The sequence below is a fragment of the Pseudomonas panipatensis genome, assembly GCF_900099785.1.
GTDB classification, from domain to species: Bacteria; Pseudomonadota; Gammaproteobacteria; order Pseudomonadales; family Pseudomonadaceae; genus Pseudomonas; species Pseudomonas panipatensis.
Map to the genome: position 1 here is coordinate 588,732 of NZ_FNDS01000001.1, position 18,254 is coordinate 606,985.

Here is an 18,254-nt window from a genome sequence, read left to right on the forward strand (position 1 = left end):
GTCCTTAGGATTTGTTGGGCGCGAGGCGTTCGAACAGCGCCTCGAGGGTGTTGAAGCGTTCTTCCGGGCGCTCCATGGGCACCTGGAACTTGAACAGGGTCGCGCCTTCGAACTTGTAGCGGTTCGGCTGGCTCTGGATCATCTTGATCAGCAACAGCGGGTCGACGCAGGTATCGGCGGCGAATTCTACCCGGCCACCCTGCGGTCCGGCATCTACCTTGACGATGCCGAGCTTTTCCGCCTGCAGTTTCAGCAGGGTCAGACGTATCAGGTTCTTCGCCGGTTCAGGCAGCAGGCCGAAGCGGTCGATCATCTCCACCTGCAGTTCGCGCAAGCCGTCTTCGTCCACGGCATTGGCGATGCGCTTGTAGAGGATCAGCCGGGCGTGCACGTCGGGCAGGTAGTCCTCGGGGATCAGCGCCGGCACCCGCAGGTTGATATCCGGACCGCCGCCCAGCGGCTGCTCCAGATTGGGCTGTTCGCCCTTGCGGATCGCCTTGACCGCGCGCTCGAGCATTTCCATGTAAAGGGTGAAGCCGACCGCCTGGATCTGCCCGCTCTGGCCTTCGCCGAGCAGTTCGCCGGCGCCGCGGATTTCCAGATCGTGGGTGGCCAGGACGAAGCCGGCGCCCAGGTCCTGGGCGTTGGCGATGGCTTCCAGGCGCTTTTCGGCGTCCGGGGTCATCTGCTTGCGCGGCGGCGTCAGCAGGTAGGCATAGGCCTGGTGGTGGCTGCGCCCGACGCGGCCGCGCAACTGGTGTAGCTGGGCCAGGCCGAACTTGTCGGCGCGCTCGATGAGGATGGTGTTGGCGCTGGGCACGTCGATGCCGGTCTCGATGATGGTCGAGGCCACCAGCACGTTGAAGCGCTTGTGGTAGAAGTCGCTCATCACCCGTTCCAGGTCACGCTCGTGCATCTGCCCATGGCCGATGCCGATGCGCGCTTCCGGTACCAGTTCGGCCAGGTCGCGGGCGCACTTCTCGATGGTCTTCACCTCATTGTGCAGGTAGTAGACCTGGCCGCCGCGCAGCAGCTCGCGCAGCAGCGCCTCCTTGATCACAGTGTTCTGCGCTTCCATGACGAAGGTGCGCACCGACAGCCGGCGCGCCGGCGGCGTGGCGATGATCGACAGGTCGCGCATGCCGGCCACGGCCATGTTCAGGGTGCGCGGGATCGGCGTGGCGGTGAGGGTGAGGATATCCACCTCGCTGCGCAGGGCCTTGAGCTGCTCCTTCTGGCGCACGCCGAAGCGGTGCTCCTCGTCGATGATGACCAGGCCGAGGTTCTTGAACTTGACGTCGTCCTGCAGCAGCTTGTGGGTGCCGATGACGATGTCCACCTTGCCCTCGGCCAGTTGTTGCACGGCGCCTTCGACTTCCTTGGCCGATTTGAAGCGGCTCATGACCTCGACCGTCACCGGCCAGTCGGCGAAGCGGTCGCGGAAGCTGTTGTAGTGCTGCTGGGCGAGCAGGGTGGTCGGCACCAGCACCGCCACCTGGCGGCCGCTGTGCACGGCGACGAAGGCCGCGCGCATGGCCACCTCGGTCTTGCCGAAGCCGACGTCGCCGCAGACCAGGCGGTCCATCGGCTTGTCGGCGAGCATGTCGGCGATCACCGCGTCGATCGCCGACTGCTGGTCCGGGGTTTCCTCGAAGGGGAAGCCGGCGGCGAAGGTCGCGTAGTCGACCTGCGGGTCCTTGAATGCGTAACCCTTGCGCGCGGCGCGGCGGGCGTAGATGTCGAGCAGTTCGGCGGCGACGTCGCGGACCTGTTCGGCAGCCTTGCGCTTGGCCTTCTGCCAGGTTTCCGAGCCGAGCTTGTGCAGCGGCGCCAGGGCATCGTCGCTGCCGCTGTAGCGGGCGATCAGGTGCAGGTTGGCCACCGGCACATAGAGCTTGGCCTCGTCGGCATACGCCAGGGCGAGGAATTCGGCGTTCTGCCCGTCGATCTCCAGGGTGATCAGGCCCATGTAGCGACCGACCCCGTGGTCGATGTGCACCACCGGCGCGCCTTCGCGCAGCTCGGTGAGGTTCTTGATGACGTTTTCGCCACCGTCGCGGCTCTTTTCGCGGCGCCGGCGCTGCATGACGCGTTGGCCGAACAGCGGGCTCTCGGCGATCAGTGCCACGCCCTTGGCGCCGTCCTGCAGCAGCAGGCCGTCGTCCAGCGGCGCGATGGTGATGGCCAGGCGTTCCGGCAGGGCGAGGAACGCCGCCCAGCCATCCACCTCGCCGGGGCGGAGCTTCAGGCGCGCCAGCAATTCCAACAGTACTTCGCGGCGCCCGGCGGATTCGGCGCTGAACAGGATGCGCCCGGGGAATTCCTCGATGAAGCGGCGCAAGCGCGCCAAGGGCTCGCTGGCCTTGGCTTCGATGGCCAGTTCCGGCAGCGCCTCGGCGGGGAAGCGTTCGCGGCCGACGCCCGGCTCGACGTCCTCGGCGCTGACCACCACGCGTGGCCAGTGCTTGAGCCGGGCGAAGCAGTCCTCCACCGGCAGGAACAGCTCGGCCGGCGGCAGCAGCGGCCGTTCGGGGTCGAAGCGGCGATCCTCGTAGCGGTTGCGTACGTCGTTCCAGAACTGTTCGGCGGCCTGCTCGATGCCCGGCAGGGAGAACACCTGGGTGTCCTGCGGCAGGTAGTCGAACAGGGTGGAGGTTTCACCCTCCTCGAAGAACAGCGGCAGGTAGTACTCGATCCCCGCCGGCGTCAGGCCACTGGCCAGGTCCTGGTAGATCGGGCAGCGCCGGTAGTCGACGTCGAAGCGCTCGCGGAAGCGATTACGGAAGCCGGTCACCGCCTCCTTGCGCAGGGGAAATTCGCGCGCCGGCAGCAGGCGGATGCTCTGCACCTTGTCGATGGAGCGCTGGTTCTCCGGGTCGAAGGTGCGCAGCGTCTCGATCTCGTCATCGAACAGGTCGATCCGGTAGGGCAGTTCGCTACCCATCGGGAACAGGTCGATCAGCGCGCCGCGCACGGCGAACTCGCCATGTTCGTAGACGGTGTCCACGCAACGGTAGCCGGCGGCCTCCAGGCGCACGCGCATCTGTTCGACATCGAGCTTTTGCCCGACATCCAGCACCAGGCTGCTGCCGAGCAGGAATTTCGCCGGAGCCAGGCGGTGCAGGGCCGTGGTGATGGGCACCACCAGCACGCCGTGCTTCAGTTCCGGCAACTGGTAAAGAGTGGCGATCCGCTCGGAAATGATGTCCTGGTGCGGCGAAAAGACGTCGTAGGGCAGGGTTTCCCAGTCCGGCAGCTGCAAAACCGGCAAATCGGGAGCGAAGAAATGCAGCTCCTGCTCCAGCCGTTCGGCACTCTGGCTGTCGGCGGTCAGTAATAAAGTGAAACGTTTGGCCGGGGCGGCGGCTTCGGCGATGGCCAGACTCAGGGTGGCGCCGGGCAGGTTGCCCCAGGTTTGCTTGCCGGCCGCGGCCGGCAGGGCGGGAATGCGCAATACGGACACGGGCGTAGCGGGCTCCGGTCAGGAATTTGACCGGCGGGATTGTAACTATCCGGATTGACGGCTGTCAGTCTTTGCAGCGCTGCAGATTGCCGGCGATTGCGTGCGCCGTCATAATGTAGCCCCTTTTTTCTTCTCCTACATGTGGAAGGTATTGCCCGTGACTCAGAAGCCCGACCAGTGTCTCGGTGAGTGGATTGATCGTGAAGCCCTCGCGGAAGCCATGATTCCGCTGATCGGCCAGCTCTACCGCAATAACAATGTGGTGACCTCGATCTACGGCCGTGGCCTGATCAACCGTTCGGTGATCGCGATCCTCAAAGCCCACCGTTTCGCCCGTCACCGCCTGGCCGACGATGTCGAACTGTCGGTCCACGACACCTTCCCGATCCTCAAGGCCATGAGCGAGCTGAAGCTCGGCGCCGCGTCGGTCGACCTGGGCAAGATGGTTGCCAAGTTCAAGGCCGACGGTAACGGCCGCAGCATCGAGCAGTTCGTCAAGGACGAGCTGGCCGATGTGGTCGGCAAGCAGAACGGTTCCGGCCGCGAAGGCACCGACGTCGTGCTCTACGGCTTCGGCCGTATCGGCCGCCTGCTGGCGCGCATCCTCATCGAGAAGACCGGTGGTGGCGACGGCCTGCGTCTGCGCGCCATCGTCGTCCGCAAGGGCGCCGAGAACGACCTGGTCAAGCGCGCCAGCCTGCTGCGCCGCGACTCCGTGCATGGCCCGTTCGACGGCACCATCACCATCGATGAAGCCAGCAACACCATCACTGCCAACGGCAACCTGATTCAGGTGATCTACTCCAACGACCCGGCGTCGATCGACTACACCCAGTACGGCATCAAGAACGCCCTGCTGGTCGACAACACCGGCAAGTGGCGCGACGCCGAAGGCCTGGGCCAGCACCTGAAGTGCCCGGGTGTCGACCGCGTGGTCCTCACCGCTCCTGGCAAGGGTGCGCTGAAGAACATCGTGCATGGCATCAACCATGGCGACATCAGCGCCGACGACAAGATCATCTCCGCCGCCTCCTGCACCACCAACGCCATCGTGCCGGTGCTCAAGGCCGTGAATGACCAGTACGGCATCATCAATGGCCACGTCGAAACCGTTCACTCGTACACCAACGACCAGAACCTGATCGACAACTTCCACAAAGGCAGCCGTCGTGGCCGCAGCGCCCCGCTGAACATGGTGATCACCGAGACCGGTGCCGCCACCGCCGCCGCCAAGGCCCTGCCGGTTCTGAAGGGCAAGCTGACCGGCAACGCCATCCGCGTACCGACGCCGAACGTCTCCATGGCCATCCTCAACCTGAACCTGGAGAAGGCCACCACCCGCGAAGAGATCAACGAGTACCTGCGCCAGATGGCCATGCACTCGGACCTGCAGAAGCAGATCGATTTCGTCAACTCGCAGGAAGTGGTTTCCACCGACTTCGTCGGTTCGCGCCACGCCGGTGTGGTCGATGCCGAAGCCACCATCTGCAACGACAACCGCGTCGTGCTCTACGTGTGGTACGACAACGAGTTCGGCTATAGCTGCCAGGTGGTCCGCGTGATGGAAGACATGGCTGGGGTCAACCCGCCGGCCTTCCCGCGCTAAGCCAGGCGATCCAGGAAAACGGGAGCTCTCGGGCTCCCGTTTTTCGTTCCAGAGATAACGATAAGATCCCCACCCCTCTACCGAGGAACCCCGCAATGGATGGACACCCCCATCTGCACGAAGGCTCGCTCAAGCGCGGCCTGAAGAATCGCCACATCCAGCTGATCGCTCTGGGTGGCGCCATCGGTACCGGCCTGTTCCTGGGCTCGGCCGGTGTCCTGCAATCCGCTGGCCCGTCGATGATCCTCGGCTATGCCATCGGTGGTTTCATCGCTTTCCTGATCATGCGCCAGCTCGGCGAGATGATCGTCGAAGAGCCGGTGGCCGGTTCCTTCAGCCACTTCGCGCACAAATACTGGGGTGGTTTCGCCGGCTTCATGTCCGGCTGGAACTACTGGGTGCTGTACATCCTGGTGGGCATGTCGGAGCTCACCGCGGTCGGCAAATACATCCACTTCTGGTGGCCGGACGTGCCGACCTGGGTCACCGCGGCGGTGTTCTTCGTCCTGATCAACGCCATCAACCTGTTCAACGTCAAGGCCTTCGGCGAGACCGAATTCTGGTTCGCGATCATCAAGGTGGCGGCGATCATCGGCATGATACTGCTCGGCTGCTACCTGCTGCTCAGCGGGCATGGCGGTCCGCAGGCCTCGGTGAGCAACCTGTGGAGCCATGGCGGCTTCTTCCCCAACGGCATCAAGGGGCTGGTGATGGTCCTGGCGATCATCATGTTCTCCTTCGGTGGCCTGGAGCTGGTGGGCATTACCGCGGCCGAGGCCTCGGAGCCGAAGAAGGTGATCCCCAAGGCGATCAACCAGGTCATCTACCGCATCCTGATCTTCTATATCGGCGCGCTGGCCGTGCTGCTCTCGCTGTATCCCTGGGACAAGCTGCTGGCGACCCTGTCGTCCTCCGGCGATCCCTACAGCGGCAGCCCCTTCGTGCAGATCTTCTCGTTGATCGGCAGTGACATCGCGGCCAACGTGCTGAATTTCGTGGTCCTGACCGCGGCGCTGTCGGTGTACAACAGCTGCGTCTACTGCAACAGCCGGATGCTCTACGGCCTGGCCGAGCAGGGTGATGCCCCACGCGCCTTCGCCAAGGTCGACGACCGCGGTGTGCCGATGCTGGCCATCGGCGTCTCGGCGTTCATCACCCTGGCCTGCGTGGTGGTGAACTATGTGATTCCGGCGCGCGCCCTGGAACTGCTGATGTCCCTGGTCGTGGCGGCACTGGTGATCAACTGGGCGATGATCAGCCTGGCGCACCTGATGTTCCGCCGGGCGAAGAACCGCGAAGGCGTGACGCCGGCGTTCCGTTCGCTGTGGTATCCGTTCAGCAATTACCTGTGCCTGGCCTTTGTCCTGTTCATTCTCGGCATCATGCTGATGATTCCGGGTATCGACGTGTCGGTGTATGCGATCCCGGTGTGGGTGGTCTTCATGGGCGTCTGCTACCTGATCAAGCGCAAAGGCGAGGCGCGGGTCTCCGCCTGACCCAGCCCAGCCGTGCGCCTTGAAAAGGCCGCATCCCCACCGGGGTGCGGACTTTTTTCATGTCGGCTCGGTTGGTGAGCCAGCGCTGAGCGTCGCCGGTAGCCAGGCACCGGCGGCGCTACAAGGTGCCTTTCCGATGCTCCAGTGCCAGCGCTTCCAGCCCGGCCAGGGCAAAGGTCTTCAGGTGCTGCGCTAGCTCTTCCGCGGTCTGTTCGAAGATCCCGGTCAGCGGGCTGGGAATCTCGCGATTGACCACCTGCAGCATCAGGTAGGGCGCCATCACACTGAGCAGGCAGCGCAGCAGGGCGGGGTCCTGGGCCGGGATGCCGGTGATCTCGCTGAGCAGGCTCAACACCAGGCGCACCTTGGGCATGGCTTCCTGGTCGATCAGTTCCGAGAGAAACGGCGAGGGCGAAAGCAGCTCGCGTGCCCAGAGGCGCGCCTGCCAGCGCTCGCCTTGGGTGACGTTGAGGGTGAGGGCGTCGATCAACCCGGCGAGTTTGTCGCGCGGCGCCAGGGCGCTGCGGGTCAGCCGTTCGAGCTGGTCGTAGCTGATCAGGTAACGGTGCATGTCGCGCAGCAGGGTGCGGTACAGCCCTTCGCGGCTGCCGAAGTGGTAGTTCACCGCGGCCAGGTTGCTTTGCGCCAGTGCGCAGATGGCCTTGCTGGTGGTTTCGGCGTAGCCGCGCTCGGCGAACAGTTGTCCGGCGGCCCGGAGAATCCTCTGCCGGGTGGCCTCGCCATCCGCGCGCGGCGTGCGTGGGGGCTGGTGTTGGCCGCTGTTGGGGATTCCAGGCATGGGCGCGTCTTGGCGATGGGGTCAACTGAGCCTAGAACTGCGCGATATCAAATTCAAATTTGAATTCGTTGTCTATGCTTGCCTTTGTCGCCAAAGGGTCGCGAGTCGTCATCATGCGCAAGAAGCTTGTCATCGTCGTGCCGTTGCTGCTGCTGGTCGCGGCGGCTATCTGGCTGTACCAGCGCTCCGGCGAGGATCGCAGCGGCGACCTGGTGCTCTATGGCAACGTCGACATCCGCCAGGTCTCGCTGGCCTTCACCGGCAGTGAGCGCATCGCCGAGATGCGCGTGGAGGAGGGCGACGCGGTCAAGGCCGGCCAGGTGCTGGCGACCCTCGACACGCGCGTGCTGCGCCTGCAGATCGAGCAGTCCAAGGCGCAGATCGCCGCTCAGGAGCAGAGCGTGCTGCGCTTGCACAACGGCTCGCGGCCGGAGGAGATCGCCCAGGCCAAGGCGCTCGCGGAGGCGGCCAGGGCGCAGGTCGATCTGGCCGCTACCCAGTTGCATCGCTTGCAGGGCATTCGCGCCAATAGCCCCGGCGGACGGGCGGTCAGCCAGCAGGATCTGGACAACGCCAGCGCCCAGTTGAAGGTCGGCCAGGCCCAGCTGGAGGAGCGGCAGAAGGCCTTGCGCCTGGCGCAGATCGGTCCGCGCGCGGAAGACATCGCCCAGGCCGAGGCGCAATTGCAGGCGGCGCGCGCGCAACTGGCGCTGCTCGAACACAACCTCGCGGAAAGCGAGTTGCGTGCCCCGCAGGATGCGCTGGTGCGTTCGCGCCTGCTGGAACCGGGCGACATGGCGTCGCCGCAGCGCGCCGTCTATGCCCTGGCGATCAGCGATCCGAAATGGGTGCGTGCCTATGTCAACGAAGCGCAGCTCGGCCACATCCGCCCCGGCATGCGCGCCAGCGTGACGACCGACAGCCAGCCGCAACAACCCGTGGACGGACGCATCGGCTATATCTCCGACGTCGCCGAGTTCACTCCCAAGGCGGTGCAGACCGAGGAATTGCGCACGGCACTGGTTTACGAGGTGCGCGTGCTGGTGGCGGACAAGGACAACCGCCTGCGCCTGGGCATGCCCGCCACCGTGCGCATCGCCCGCGCCGACCAGGCCGGGGTCGCGCAGGACGGGACCGCGCGCTGATGCCCTCGCCGTATGTGATCGATGCCCAGGGCATTGCCAAGCAGTTCCTGGTCAAGGAGTCCGGCCAGCGCGTGCAGGCATTGCACGGTATCGACCTGCGCGTGCGCGAGGGCAGCCTGACCGCGCTGGTCGGTCCGGACGGCGCCGGCAAGACCACCTTTCTGCGTCTGGTCGCCGGCCTCATGCGTGCCGACCGCGGCAGCCTGAACGTGCTCGGCGTGGATGTCGGCGCCGATCCGCAGGCGGTGCAGGACCGCATCAGCTACATGCCGCAGCGCTTCGGCCTCTACGAAGACCTCAGCGTGCAGGAAAACCTCGACCTTTATGCCGACCTGCACGGCGTCGGCCGCGAGGAACGCCAGCAGCGCTACCAGCGCCTGCTGCACATGACCGACCTGACGCGCTTCACCGAACGCCCGGCGGGCAAGCTCTCCGGCGGCATGAAGCAGAAGCTCGGGCTGGCCTGCACGCTAGTGCGTTTGCCGCAACTGCTACTGCTCGATGAACCCACTGTGGGCGTCGATCCGCTGTCGCGGCGCGAGCTGTGGGAGATCGTCCAGCAACTGGTGCAGGAGGAGCGGCTCAGCGTGCTGCTCACCACCTCGTACCTTGACGAGGCCGAGCGATGCGCCGAGGTCTACCTGTTGCACCAGGGACAGATGCTCGCCCAGGGCGTGCCGGACGATATTCGCCGGCAGGCCGACGGCCTCTGTCGGATCGCCGTGCCGCCCGCCGGGCAACCGGCGCGTACCCTGCAAGCACGCTTGCTGCAGGAGCCGCAGACGGTCATCGATGCGGTGCCGCAGGGCGGTGAAGTGCGTTTCATCGAACAGCGCGATGCCGATCCGCAGCGACTGCGCAGCCTGCTCGACGGCGCGCCGGTGCGTGAGGTGGCGTCGCGCCTGGAGGACGGCTTCATGGTCCTGCTGCGGGCCAAGAGCGGCGCCGAGCAAGTGGACGTCGAGGCGCTCAGGGGCACGGCCCAGGCCGCCGCCGCGGATGAGCAAGCGGTGATCGAGGTGAAGGACCTGGTGCGCCGCTTCGGTGATTTCGTCGCCGTGGACCGCACCAGCTTCGCCGTCGCGCGCGGTGAGATATTCGGTCTGCTCGGCCCCAACGGCGCCGGCAAGACCACCACCTTCCGCATGCTCTGCGGGCTGCTGCCGGCGTCTTCCGGCAGCCTGCAGGTGGCCGGGGTGAACTTGCGTCACGCCCGCGCCCAGGCGCGCCGCCGTATTGGCTACGTGTCGCAGAAGTATTCTCTCTACGGCAACCTCACGGTGCGCGAGAACCTGCAGTTCTTCGGCGGCGCCTATGGTCTGCATGGCGCCCACCTGAACCGGCGTATCGAGCAGGTGTCGCGGCAGTTCGATCTCGCCGGGCATGGCGGCGCGCCCAGCGGCCAGTTGCCGGGTGGCTACCGGCAGCGCCTGGCGATGGCCGTCGGGCTGCTCCACGAGCCGGAAATCCTCTTCCTCGACGAGCCCACCAGCGGTGCCGATCCCCTCGCGCGGCGCGGCTTCTGGCAGCGCATCACGGCGCTGGCGGCGGGCGGCACCACCATCATCATCACCACCCACTTCATGGAAGAGGCGGAGTACTGCGACCGCATCGTCATTCAGGACGCCGGGCGCATCCTCGCCATGGGCACGCCGCAGCAGGTACGCGAGCAGGCCGGCGGCGTGGGCAGTTCGCTGAACATGGAACAGGCTTTCATCGAGATCGTGGTGCAGGCCCGCGAACAGGCCAACCACGCCGCGGGAGCCCCGGCATGAGCGCTGCGCGCCCGGCCAGCCAGGGTTTCTGGCGACGTCTGCTGTCGCTGACGCGCAAGGAAACGCGCCAGCTGCTGCGCGACCGCAGCAACCTGATGATCGGCATCGGCCTGCCCATCGTGCTGATCCTGATCTTCGGCTATGGCCTGTCGCTGGACGTGCGCCACAGCCGCGTGGCCATCGTCCAGGACGACCCGGCGCCGCAGGCCCGCGACCTGCTGGCGAGCATCAGCCCCTCGGAATACCTGCAGCCGATCCGCCTGGGCTCCTTCGAGGAGGGCCGCTGGCTGATGGCTGCGCGCGAGGTGGATGCCCTGGTCTACCTGCCCGGCGACTTCAGCCGCCGCCTGCAGGACGGCGATGCCCAGCTCCTGCTGCTGGTGCAGGGCTCCGATGCCACCCGCGCCACCGGGGTCAACAACTACCTGAACCAGGCCCTGGCGCTGTGGGGCGCCAAGCAGAGCGCGCGCAATGCTGGCCGGGCCATGGGCGGGGTGCGCATCGAGCAGCGCATGTGGTTCAACGCCGCCAACACCAGCACCTGGTACCTGGTGCCGGGCCTGATCGTGCTGATCATGACCCTGGTCGGCGCCTTCCTCACCGCCCTGGTCATGGCCCGTGAATGGGAGCGCGGCACCCTGGAGGCGCTGTTCGTGACCCCGGTGCATCCGGTGGAAATCCTCCTGGCCAAGATCATTCCCTGCTTCATGGTCGGCATGCTCGGCCTGGCCCTGTGTCTGCTGGCCGCGCGCTTTCTGTTCCATGTGCCGATGTATGGCTCGCTGCTGGTCCTGTTGTTCAGTTGCATGCTCTACCTGCTGGTTGCCCTGGGCATCGGCCTGCTGATTTCCGCGGTGACCAAGAACCAGTTCCTCGCCAGCCAGATCTCCCTGATCGCCAGCTTCCTCCCGGCGCTGATGCTGTCCGGCTTCATCTTCGACCTGCGCAATGTGCCGCTGGCCATCCGCGTGGTCAGCGAATTGCTGCCGGCGACCTACTTCATGGAACTGGTCAAATCGCTGTTCCTCGCCGGCGACCCCTGGCCGCTGATCATCAAGAACTGCACCATACTCGCTGGCTACGCCGCGCTGCTGCTCGGCCTGGCGCGAGTGGCCACGCGCAAGAGGCTGGATTGAACATGCATGCCTTCGTCGATTTCTTTCGCCGCCTGGCCAACCTCTGGCGCAAGGAACTGCTGGTCATCCTCAAGGACCCGGCCAACCGCGTGGTGCTGATCGCCCCGGTGCTGACCCAGGGCATCCTGTTCGGCTATGCGGTGACCTTCGACCTCAACAACGCGCCCTACGCGCTGCTCGACCTGAGCAGGGGCGAAGCATCCATGCGCCTGGCCAACCGGCTGGACGGCAGCGGTATCTTCCAGCGCGTGGCGACCCTGGACAGCCCGCGCGAGATAGCCGGGGTGATCGATGCCGAAAAGGCCCTGCTGGTGCTGCAGATTCCCGCCGATTTCGAGGAGCGCCTGAACCATGGCGACAGCGCGCCGCTGCAGGTCATCCTCGATGGGCGCAACTCCACCACCGCCGGCTCGGCGGCGGCCGGGCTGGCGAGCATCGTCGATGCCTTCAACCGCGAGCGTGGCCTGGCGGCGGCGCCGGTCAGCGTGGTGACGCGCGCCTGGTACAACCCCAACCTGGAAACCCGCTGGCCGCTGATTCCCGCGCTGATCGCCTCGCTGAGCATGCTGCAGACGCTGATGCTGTCCGCCCTGTCGGTGGCCCGCGAGCGCGAGCAGGGCACCTTCGACCAGTTGCTGGTGACACCCTATTCGCCGCTGGAAATCATGCTCGGCAAGGCGCTGCCGCCGATCATCATCGGCCTGGTGCAGGCCAGCCTGGTGCTGCTGCTGGCGCTGTTCTGGTTCCGTATTCCCATGGCCGGCTCGCTGCTCGACCTCTACGGCGGCCTGCTGGTGTTCATGGTGTCCTGCGTCGGCCTCGGCCTGTCGATCTCGGCGGTATCGCTGAACATGCAGCAGGCGATGCTCTACACCTTCGTCCTGGTCATGCCGATCATGCTGCTGTCCGGCCTGGCCACCCCGGTGCGCAACATGCCCGAAGGCTTGCAGATGGCGACCTATGTCAATCCGCTGCGCTTCGCCATCGACCTGATCCAGCGCATCTATCTCGAGGGGGCCGGCCTGACCAGCGTGGCCCACGACCTCGTACCCATGCTCGGCGTCGCGGCGGTGACCTTGCCGCTGTCCGCCTGGCTGTTCCGCAACCGACTCGCCTGAGCGCAGAGGCCGCCATGTCAGCGTTCCGCTGTATTCCGCATTCCTTCTGGCCGCTCAGCGTGCTGGCGTTGGCCGCGTGCAGCGCCGTAGGGCCGGACTACCACGCCACGCAGGTGCGGGCGCCGGCAAGCTGGGCGGCGCAGCATTCGGGGGCGCCGCAACTGCTGGCCGGAAGCGGCGGCTCCGGGCAGCCGCTGGCGGCGCAGTGGTGGACCGCGTTCGCCGACCCGACCCTGAATGCGCTGCAGCGCCGCGCGGACAGCGCCAGCCCCGACCTGCACAGCGCCGCGCTGCGCTATGCGCAGGCGCGCATGCAGCGGCAGATGGTGGCGGCACAGCGCGGGGTGAATGTCGACGCCACGGCGGATATCAAGCGTCAGCGGCAGAGCGAGCGTGGCGCCAGCGCGAAGATGATCGACAGCATCGCGCCGAGCAACAGCGACGAACTGGTGAAAGCCCTGGCGCAGCCCTTCACCCTTTACGAGGCCGGTTTCGATGCCTCCTGGGAGGTCGATTTCTGGGGCCGCGTGCGGCGCTCCATCGAGGCGGCCGACGCCAGCGTGGCGCAACAGCGCGCGCTGTTCGAGCAGGCGCGCCTGTTGCTGGCCAGCGAGGTCGCGCGCGGTTACTTCGAGGTGCGCCGGGTGCAGCAGCAGATCGCCGTGACCGAGGAAGACCTGCGTGCCACCGAGGAATCCATGGCCCTGGTCCAGGCGCGCGCCGATGGTGGCCTGGTGGACGATTTCGACCTGGTGCGCCAGCGCAGTCAATTGGAGGAGCTGCGCTCGCGCTTGCCACAATTGCAGGCGGGCGAGACCCAGGCGCTCAACCAGCTCAGCGTTCTGCTCGGCGCCCGCCCCGGCGAATTGCAAGGACTGTTGGCCGCCCCGGCCCCGGCCCCGGCGCCGGCCGGCCTGCCCGACCTGAGTCCGGGCCTGCCGTCGCAGCTGGCGCGGCGGCGCCCGGATATCCAGGCGGCGGAGGCGCAACTGCATGCCGCCACCGCCTCTATCGGCGTGGCGGTGGCTGAGCTGTACCCGAGCGTGCGCCTGGGCGCCAGCTTCGGCTACTCGTCGTTCGAGGGCGGCCAGGTTTCCGCCTGGGGCAGCCGGCAGTGGGCGGTGGGGCCGAGCCTGAGCCTGCCGCTGTTCGACAATGGCCGGCGGCGCGCCCAGGTGACCCTGCGCAAGCTGCAACAGCAGGAAGCCGCGGTGGCCTACCAGCAGACGGTGCTCAAGGCCTGGCAGGAAGTCGACGATGCGCTCAGCGGCTACGGCGCCGAGCGCCAGCGCAACCAGCAGTTGCAGGCGCGCCTGCGCAGCGCCGGCCAGGCCTACGAGATGGCCAAGGCGCGTTATGCCGGCGGCCTCACCGACTTTCTCGTCGAGCTGGATGCGCAGCGCAACTGGTTGCAGGCGCGCCGCGACCTGGTCGACAGCGACAGCCAGTTGCGCCTGGCCCTGGTGGCGCTGTACAAGGCGCTCGGCGGCGGCGCGCCCGTCGCCCAGACGGGGCGGGAAAACGCGGATTGAGCAACGAACCTTTGCCGGTTGGTAAACAGTAAGCGGCGCAGCTTCGGGTAAAATGGTCGCCGCCTGATTCCAGGCCGGTCAATCGGAGGTGGCGTGTTACGGGGCATTTGGCTATGCGTATTGCTGGCGGCATTGAGCGGCTGCGGCGAGCGCATCGAGCGCTTCACCGGGCCGACCATGGGCAGCAGCTATTCCGTGCAGTACCTGCCGACCGAACGCAGCCCGGCGCCGCAACGTGTCCAGGCCGAGGTCGAGTCGATTCTCGGCGAGCTCGATCGGCACTTCTCCACCTACCGTGACGATTCCGAGGTGTCGCGCTTCAATGCCCTGCCGGCCGGCGCCTGCCAGGCCATGCCGGAAGACATGCTGGCGCTGTTGCGCTATGGCGATGAGCTGTCCGTGGCCAGCGCCGGTGCCTTCGACCTGACGGTGGAACCGCTGATGAACCTCTGGGGCTTCGGTCCGCAGGCGCGCAGCGAAGCGGTGCCGGACGCGGCGGCGCTGGCGCGCGAGCAGGCGCGGGTCGGCTACCGGCACCTGCATGTCGAGGGCAACCGGGTGTGCAAGGACGTGGCCGCGCAACTGGACTTCGACAGCATCGTCGCCGGCTACGCGGTGGACCGGGTCAGCGCGCGCCTGGCCGAGCTGGGTGTACGCGACTACCTGGTGGAAATCACCGGCGAACTCAAGGCGGTGGGGCACAAGCCGGATGGCTCGCCCTGGCGGGTGGCCCTGGAAGTGCCCAGCGGCGAGCGCGAGCGTACCGTCGAGCGCTCGTTGGAACTGGACGGCTACGGGGTCTCCACTTCGGGCGACTACCGCAATTATTTCGAGGAGGGTGGGCAGCGCTATTCGCACACCTTCGATGCGCGCAGCGGTTCGCCGGTGCGCCACAAACTGGCGGCGGTGACCGTGGTCGACCGCTCGGCATTGCACGCGGACGGGCTCTCGACCCTGCTGATGGTGCTCGGTCCCGACGAGGGCTATCGTTTCGCCGAGCAACAGGGGCTGGCCGCCTATTTCATCGTGCACCAGGGGCTGGGCTTCGCCTCGCGCGCCACCGCGCGCTTCGCCGAGCTCTTCCCGGAACCGGCGCGGCGCTGAAGGCTGCCGTGCCATGTAGTGGATGGAAAATTCGCCTACCTGCCGACCAAGCGCTAATGTGCAGCGCTTTGCGGCACGGCTAAGCTGCCATCATCGATCGTCTGAGCCCGGCGCATCTGGCGCCGGGACTTCGCCGGGAGCGCCGCTGGGGCGTCCCGGCCTGTTCTAAGGAGTACGCATGGCTGTCTACAACTACGACGTGGTGATTCTCGGCACGGGTCCGGCGGGCGAGGGGGCGGCGATGAACGCCTCCAAGTACGGGCGCAAGCTGGCGGTGGTGGACAGCCGTCGCGTGGTCGGCGGTAACTGCACGCACCTGGGCACCATCCCGTCCAAGGCGCTGCGCCACTCGGTGAAGCAGATCATCGAGTTCAACACCAACCCGATGTTCCGCCAGATCGGCGAGCCGCGCTGGTTCTCCTTCCCGGACGTGCTGAAGAGCGCCGAGAAGGTCATCACCAAGCAGGTCGCCTCGCGCACCGGCTACTACGCGCGCAACCGCATCGACATGTTCAACGGCACCGCCAGCTTCGTCGATGAGCGCACCGTCGAGGTGGTCACTCCCAGTGGCGCGGTCGAGCGCCTGGTCGCCGACCAGTTCGTCATTGCCACCGGTTCGCGTCCCTACCGCCCGGCGGACATCAACTTCAACCACCCGCGCGTCTACGACAGCGACACCATCCTCTCCCTCAGCCACACCCCGCGCCGCCTGATCATTTACGGAGCCGGCGTGATCGGCTGCGAGTACGCCTCGATCTTCAGCGGCCTGGGCGTGCTGGTCGACCTGATCGACACCCGCGACCAACTGCTCAGCTTCCTTGACGACGAGATTTCCGATGCCCTGGGCTACCACCTGCGCAACAACAACGTGCTGGTGCGCCACAACGAGGAGTACGAGCGCGTCGAAGGTCTGGACAATGGCGTGATCCTGCACCTGAAATCGGGCAAGAAGATCAAGGCCGACGCCCTGCTGTGGTGTAACGGCCGTACCGGCAACACCGATCGCCTGGGCCTGGAGAACGTCGGCATCAAGGTCAACAGCCGTGGCCAGGTGGAAGTCGACGAGAACTACCGCACTTCGGTTTCCAACATCTATGCCGCCGGTGACGTGATTGGCTGGCCGAGCCTGGCCAGTGCTGCCTACGACCAGGGCCGTTCGGCCGCCGGCAATATCGTCGAGCACGATAGCTGGCGCTTCATCGACGACGTGCCGACCGGCATCTACACCATCCCGGAGATCAGCTCGATCGGCAAGAACGAGCGGGAACTGACCGCGGCCAAGATCCCCTACGAGGTCGGCAAGGCCTTCTTCAAGGGCATGGCCCGCGCGCAGATCTCCAACGAGCCGGTGGGCATGCTGAAGATCCTCTTCCACCGCGACACCCTGCAGGTGCTGGGCGTGCACTGCTTCGGCGACCAGGCGTCGGAGATCGTGCACATCGGTCAGGCGATCATGAACCAGCCGGGTGAGCAGAACTCGCTGAAGTACTTCGTTAACACCACCTTCAACTATCCGACCATGGCCGAGGCGTACCGGGTTGCCGCGTTCGACGGCCTCAACCGGCTTTTTTGAAGTACTCCGACCGGCGGCCTGAGCCGGTCGGGGGGAATCTGCTCAGCGATTCCCGATCGTGGCAGTGGCCAAACCGGGAAAGTCTGTAATCAGGCTATCCACGCCAAAATCAGCGAGCCGGCGCATCAGGGCCGGCTCGTTGACCGTCCACACCGACACGTGCAACCCCTGTTTCTGCGCCTTGAGCAGTCGCTCCGGGGTGCATAGCGTCCAGTTCAGCGCCAGCAGATCGCAGCCGTAGTGCGCGGCGACCTTCAAGGGGTCGAGCCAGTCGTATTCGGCGACCAGTCCACGCGACAGATCCGGCGTCAGTTGCTGCAGCGCCCGCAGCACGGTACGCGAGCTGGAGGTCACGGTGATGCGCTCGCGCAGGCCGAAACGCCCCACCAATTGATGAATCGCCTGCACCGTGCGTGCCGCGCGCTCGCGCGAAGCGCTCTTCACTTCCAGTTGCCAATGCTCGAACTCGCAACGTTCGAACAGTTCCGCCAGGCGCGGAATGGGGCAGGGGCGTATCCAGCCCGGTCCGCCTTCCCGTGCGTCGTAGGTCACCAGGTCTTCGGCCAGGTGTTCGGAAACCCGGCCACGGCGCCCGGTGGTGCGCTTGAGGGTCGGGTCATGGATCACCATCAGTTCGCCGTCGCGCGACAGGTGCAGGTCCAGCTCGCAGCGTTTGACGCCGTGTTCGAGGCAGCGTTGGAAGCTGGTCAGGGTATTTTCCGGCGCTTCGCCTTTGGCGCCGCGATGGCCATAAATAAGAGTCACTGGGGTTCCTTGGGAGAGTGAGTGTTCAGAGTCCATGGACGGTGCCGGCGCGCCGCCTCGATGTGCTTGGTGCAGGCGCTGGCGTCGGGATAGTCCTGGCGGCTGCTCGATGGGTCGCGCGCAACGATGGGCATGGCGCTCGTTCCGCCGTCATTCGTCGCGGGCCTTGGCCAGGCGCCGTTCGGCCGCCTGCTTCTGCAGGATGTGCCGGGCCAGCAGTTGGCGATGGGCTTCGCTCAGCTCGGCGAACAGCGTGCCAATCTCGTATTCGCCCAGGCCACGGGCTTGGCAGTGGGTCACCCGGGCGCGCAGACGCAGGCCGAGCGCTTGCGGCAGCAGTACCAGCTTGAGGCCGAGCATCTGCCCAAGCGCCAGGGGTTCGTTGGCGGTGAAGCTGATGCCGCCTTCGGAAAGGATCACCCGCTGCGGCGTGCCGACTTCGTGCAGCAGGCCCTGGGACAGGGCGCGGGCGATCAGGTCGATGCGTTTGTCGATGACTTTCAGGTAGCCGGCCAGGGCGCGGTCGCGCTCGTTGATCTGGCGCAGCAGGTGTTGCGACTCGAACTCCAGCAGATGCAGGTCGCCGAGCAGGTTGAACAGCGGCGAATCGTCCACCAGGGCCTGCGCAGCCGGGCTCGCGTCACTGGGCAGGAGCTGAAATTCCAGTGCGAGCATATCTTCGATACGGTAGTATTCGCGGCGGTCATCCGCGTCTGGAGTGGACATGGCGAACCCACGGCGG

Annotated in this window: 14 protein-coding genes; 9 read left to right on the forward strand and 5 right to left on the reverse strand. The window is 66.3% G+C overall.

Going from position 1 to position 18,254, the window contains the following annotated elements; translation table 11 throughout:
* Nucleotides 1-4: 4 nt before the first annotated feature.
* Nucleotides 5-3,463 (reverse strand): transcription-repair coupling factor, encoded by a 3,459-nt coding sequence (gene mfd, locus BLQ74_RS02790; protein WP_090260621.1) that lies wholly within the window; start codon nt 3,461-3,463, stop codon nt 5-7.
* 139 nt (nt 3,464-3,602) lie between these two features.
* Between mfd and BLQ74_RS02795 the strand changes: the two genes are divergently transcribed.
* Entirely contained in the window at nt 3,603-5,069 is a 1,467-nt protein-coding gene (locus tag BLQ74_RS02795) for a glyceraldehyde-3-phosphate dehydrogenase (protein WP_090260623.1), read from the forward strand.
* Nucleotides 5,070-5,164: 95 nt separating this feature from the next.
* A complete protein-coding gene (locus BLQ74_RS02800; protein WP_090260626.1) occupies nt 5,165-6,565 on the forward strand; it encodes an amino acid permease in 1,401 nt (466 codons plus the stop codon).
* Between the two features lie 118 nt (nt 6,566-6,683).
* On the opposite strand, the gene BLQ74_RS02805 is transcribed toward BLQ74_RS02800, so the two are convergent.
* Nucleotides 6,684-7,364 carry a TetR/AcrR family transcriptional regulator gene (locus tag BLQ74_RS02805; protein ID WP_090260628.1) on the reverse strand — a complete coding sequence of 227 codons (681 nt, stop codon included), beginning with the start codon at nt 7,362-7,364 and terminating at the stop codon, nt 6,684-6,686.
* A 113-nt stretch (nt 7,365-7,477) separates the two neighbouring features.
* Here BLQ74_RS02805 and BLQ74_RS02810 point away from each other — a divergent pair, with 113 nt between their 5' ends.
* From BLQ74_RS02810 to sthA, 7 genes are all read left to right on the forward strand, one after another.
* On the forward strand, nt 7,478-8,509 hold the full coding sequence (locus BLQ74_RS02810; RefSeq protein ID WP_090260630.1) for an HlyD family secretion protein: 1,032 nt from the start codon (nt 7,478-7,480) through the stop codon (nt 8,507-8,509).
* Nucleotides 8,509-10,284, forward strand: coding sequence for an ATP-binding cassette domain-containing protein (locus tag BLQ74_RS02815; RefSeq protein ID WP_090260632.1), 1,776 nt, complete (start codon nt 8,509-8,511; stop codon nt 10,282-10,284). Before BLQ74_RS02810 ends, BLQ74_RS02815 begins: the two co-directional genes overlap by 1 nt.
* Nucleotides 10,281-11,420: an ABC transporter permease gene (locus BLQ74_RS02820; RefSeq protein ID WP_090260634.1), complete on the forward strand. Its 1,140-nt coding sequence runs from the start codon at nt 10,281-10,283 to the stop codon at nt 11,418-11,420. The genes BLQ74_RS02815 and BLQ74_RS02820 overlap by 4 nt, the downstream gene beginning before the upstream one ends.
* Nucleotides 11,421-11,422: 2 nt before the next feature.
* Nucleotides 11,423-12,538 carry an ABC transporter permease gene (locus BLQ74_RS02825; protein ID WP_090260636.1) on the forward strand — a complete coding sequence of 372 codons (1,116 nt, stop codon included), beginning with the start codon at nt 11,423-11,425 and terminating at the stop codon, nt 12,536-12,538.
* Between the two features lie 14 nt (nt 12,539-12,552).
* On the forward strand, nt 12,553-14,070 hold the full coding sequence (locus BLQ74_RS02830; protein ID WP_090260638.1) for an efflux transporter outer membrane subunit: 1,518 nt from the start codon (nt 12,553-12,555) through the stop codon (nt 14,068-14,070).
* A 93-nt stretch (nt 14,071-14,163) separates the two neighbouring features.
* Nucleotides 14,164-15,174 carry an FAD:protein FMN transferase gene (locus BLQ74_RS02835; protein ID WP_090260639.1) on the forward strand — a complete coding sequence of 337 codons (1,011 nt, stop codon included), beginning with the start codon at nt 14,164-14,166 and terminating at the stop codon, nt 15,172-15,174.
* A 178-nt stretch (nt 15,175-15,352) separates the two neighbouring features.
* Nucleotides 15,353-16,747, forward strand: a complete 1,395-nt coding sequence (gene sthA / locus BLQ74_RS02840) for a Si-specific NAD(P)(+) transhydrogenase (protein WP_090260640.1) — start codon at nt 15,353-15,355, stop codon at nt 16,745-16,747.
* A 42-nt stretch (nt 16,748-16,789) separates the two neighbouring features.
* On the opposite strand, the gene BLQ74_RS02845 is transcribed toward sthA, so the two are convergent.
* The 3 genes from BLQ74_RS02845 to BLQ74_RS02850 are packed head-to-tail and all read right to left on the reverse strand — an operon-like array spanning nt 16,790 to nt 18,238.
* Complete coding sequence (locus BLQ74_RS02845; protein WP_090260642.1) at nt 16,790-17,512, reverse strand: glycerophosphodiester phosphodiesterase; 723 nt, start codon at nt 17,510-17,512, stop codon at nt 16,790-16,792.
* A complete protein-coding gene (locus BLQ74_RS27380; protein WP_170842753.1) occupies nt 17,509-17,646 on the reverse strand; it encodes a hypothetical protein in 138 nt (45 codons plus the stop codon). The genes BLQ74_RS02845 and BLQ74_RS27380 overlap by 4 nt, the downstream gene beginning before the upstream one ends.
* 16 nt (nt 17,647-17,662) lie before the next feature.
* Nucleotides 17,663-18,238, reverse strand: a complete 576-nt coding sequence (locus BLQ74_RS02850) for a PilZ domain-containing protein (protein ID WP_090260645.1) — start codon at nt 18,236-18,238, stop codon at nt 17,663-17,665.
* Between the last annotated feature and the right edge of the window lie 16 nt (nt 18,239-18,254).

Bases quoted from the DNA above. Each gene is read 5' to 3' on its own strand.
- BLQ74_RS02795 (WP_090260623.1), top strand. From the start codon at position 3,603: ATGTGGAAGGTATTGCCCGTGACTCAGAAGCCCGACCAGTGTCTCGGT.
- BLQ74_RS02800 (WP_090260626.1), top strand. From the start codon at position 5,165: ATGGATGGACACCCCCATCTGCACGAAGGCTCGCTCAAGCGCGGCCTG.
- BLQ74_RS02805 (WP_090260628.1), bottom strand. From the start codon at position 7,364: ATGCCTGGAATCCCCAACAGCGGCCAACACCAGCCCCCACGCACGCCG.
- BLQ74_RS02810 (WP_090260630.1), top strand. From the start codon at position 7,478: ATGCGCAAGAAGCTTGTCATCGTCGTGCCGTTGCTGCTGCTGGTCGCG.
- BLQ74_RS02815 (WP_090260632.1), top strand. From the start codon at position 8,509: ATGCCCTCGCCGTATGTGATCGATGCCCAGGGCATTGCCAAGCAGTTC.
- BLQ74_RS02820 (WP_090260634.1), top strand. From the start codon at position 10,281: ATGAGCGCTGCGCGCCCGGCCAGCCAGGGTTTCTGGCGACGTCTGCTG.
- BLQ74_RS02825 (WP_090260636.1), top strand. From the start codon at position 11,423: ATGCATGCCTTCGTCGATTTCTTTCGCCGCCTGGCCAACCTCTGGCGC.
- BLQ74_RS02830 (WP_090260638.1), top strand. From the start codon at position 12,553: ATGTCAGCGTTCCGCTGTATTCCGCATTCCTTCTGGCCGCTCAGCGTG.
- sthA (WP_090260640.1), top strand. From the start codon at position 15,353: ATGGCTGTCTACAACTACGACGTGGTGATTCTCGGCACGGGTCCGGCG.
- BLQ74_RS27380 (WP_170842753.1), bottom strand. From the start codon at position 17,646: ATGCCCATCGTTGCGCGCGACCCATCGAGCAGCCGCCAGGACTATCCC.
- BLQ74_RS02850 (WP_090260645.1), bottom strand. From the start codon at position 18,238: ATGTCCACTCCAGACGCGGATGACCGCCGCGAATACTACCGTATCGAA.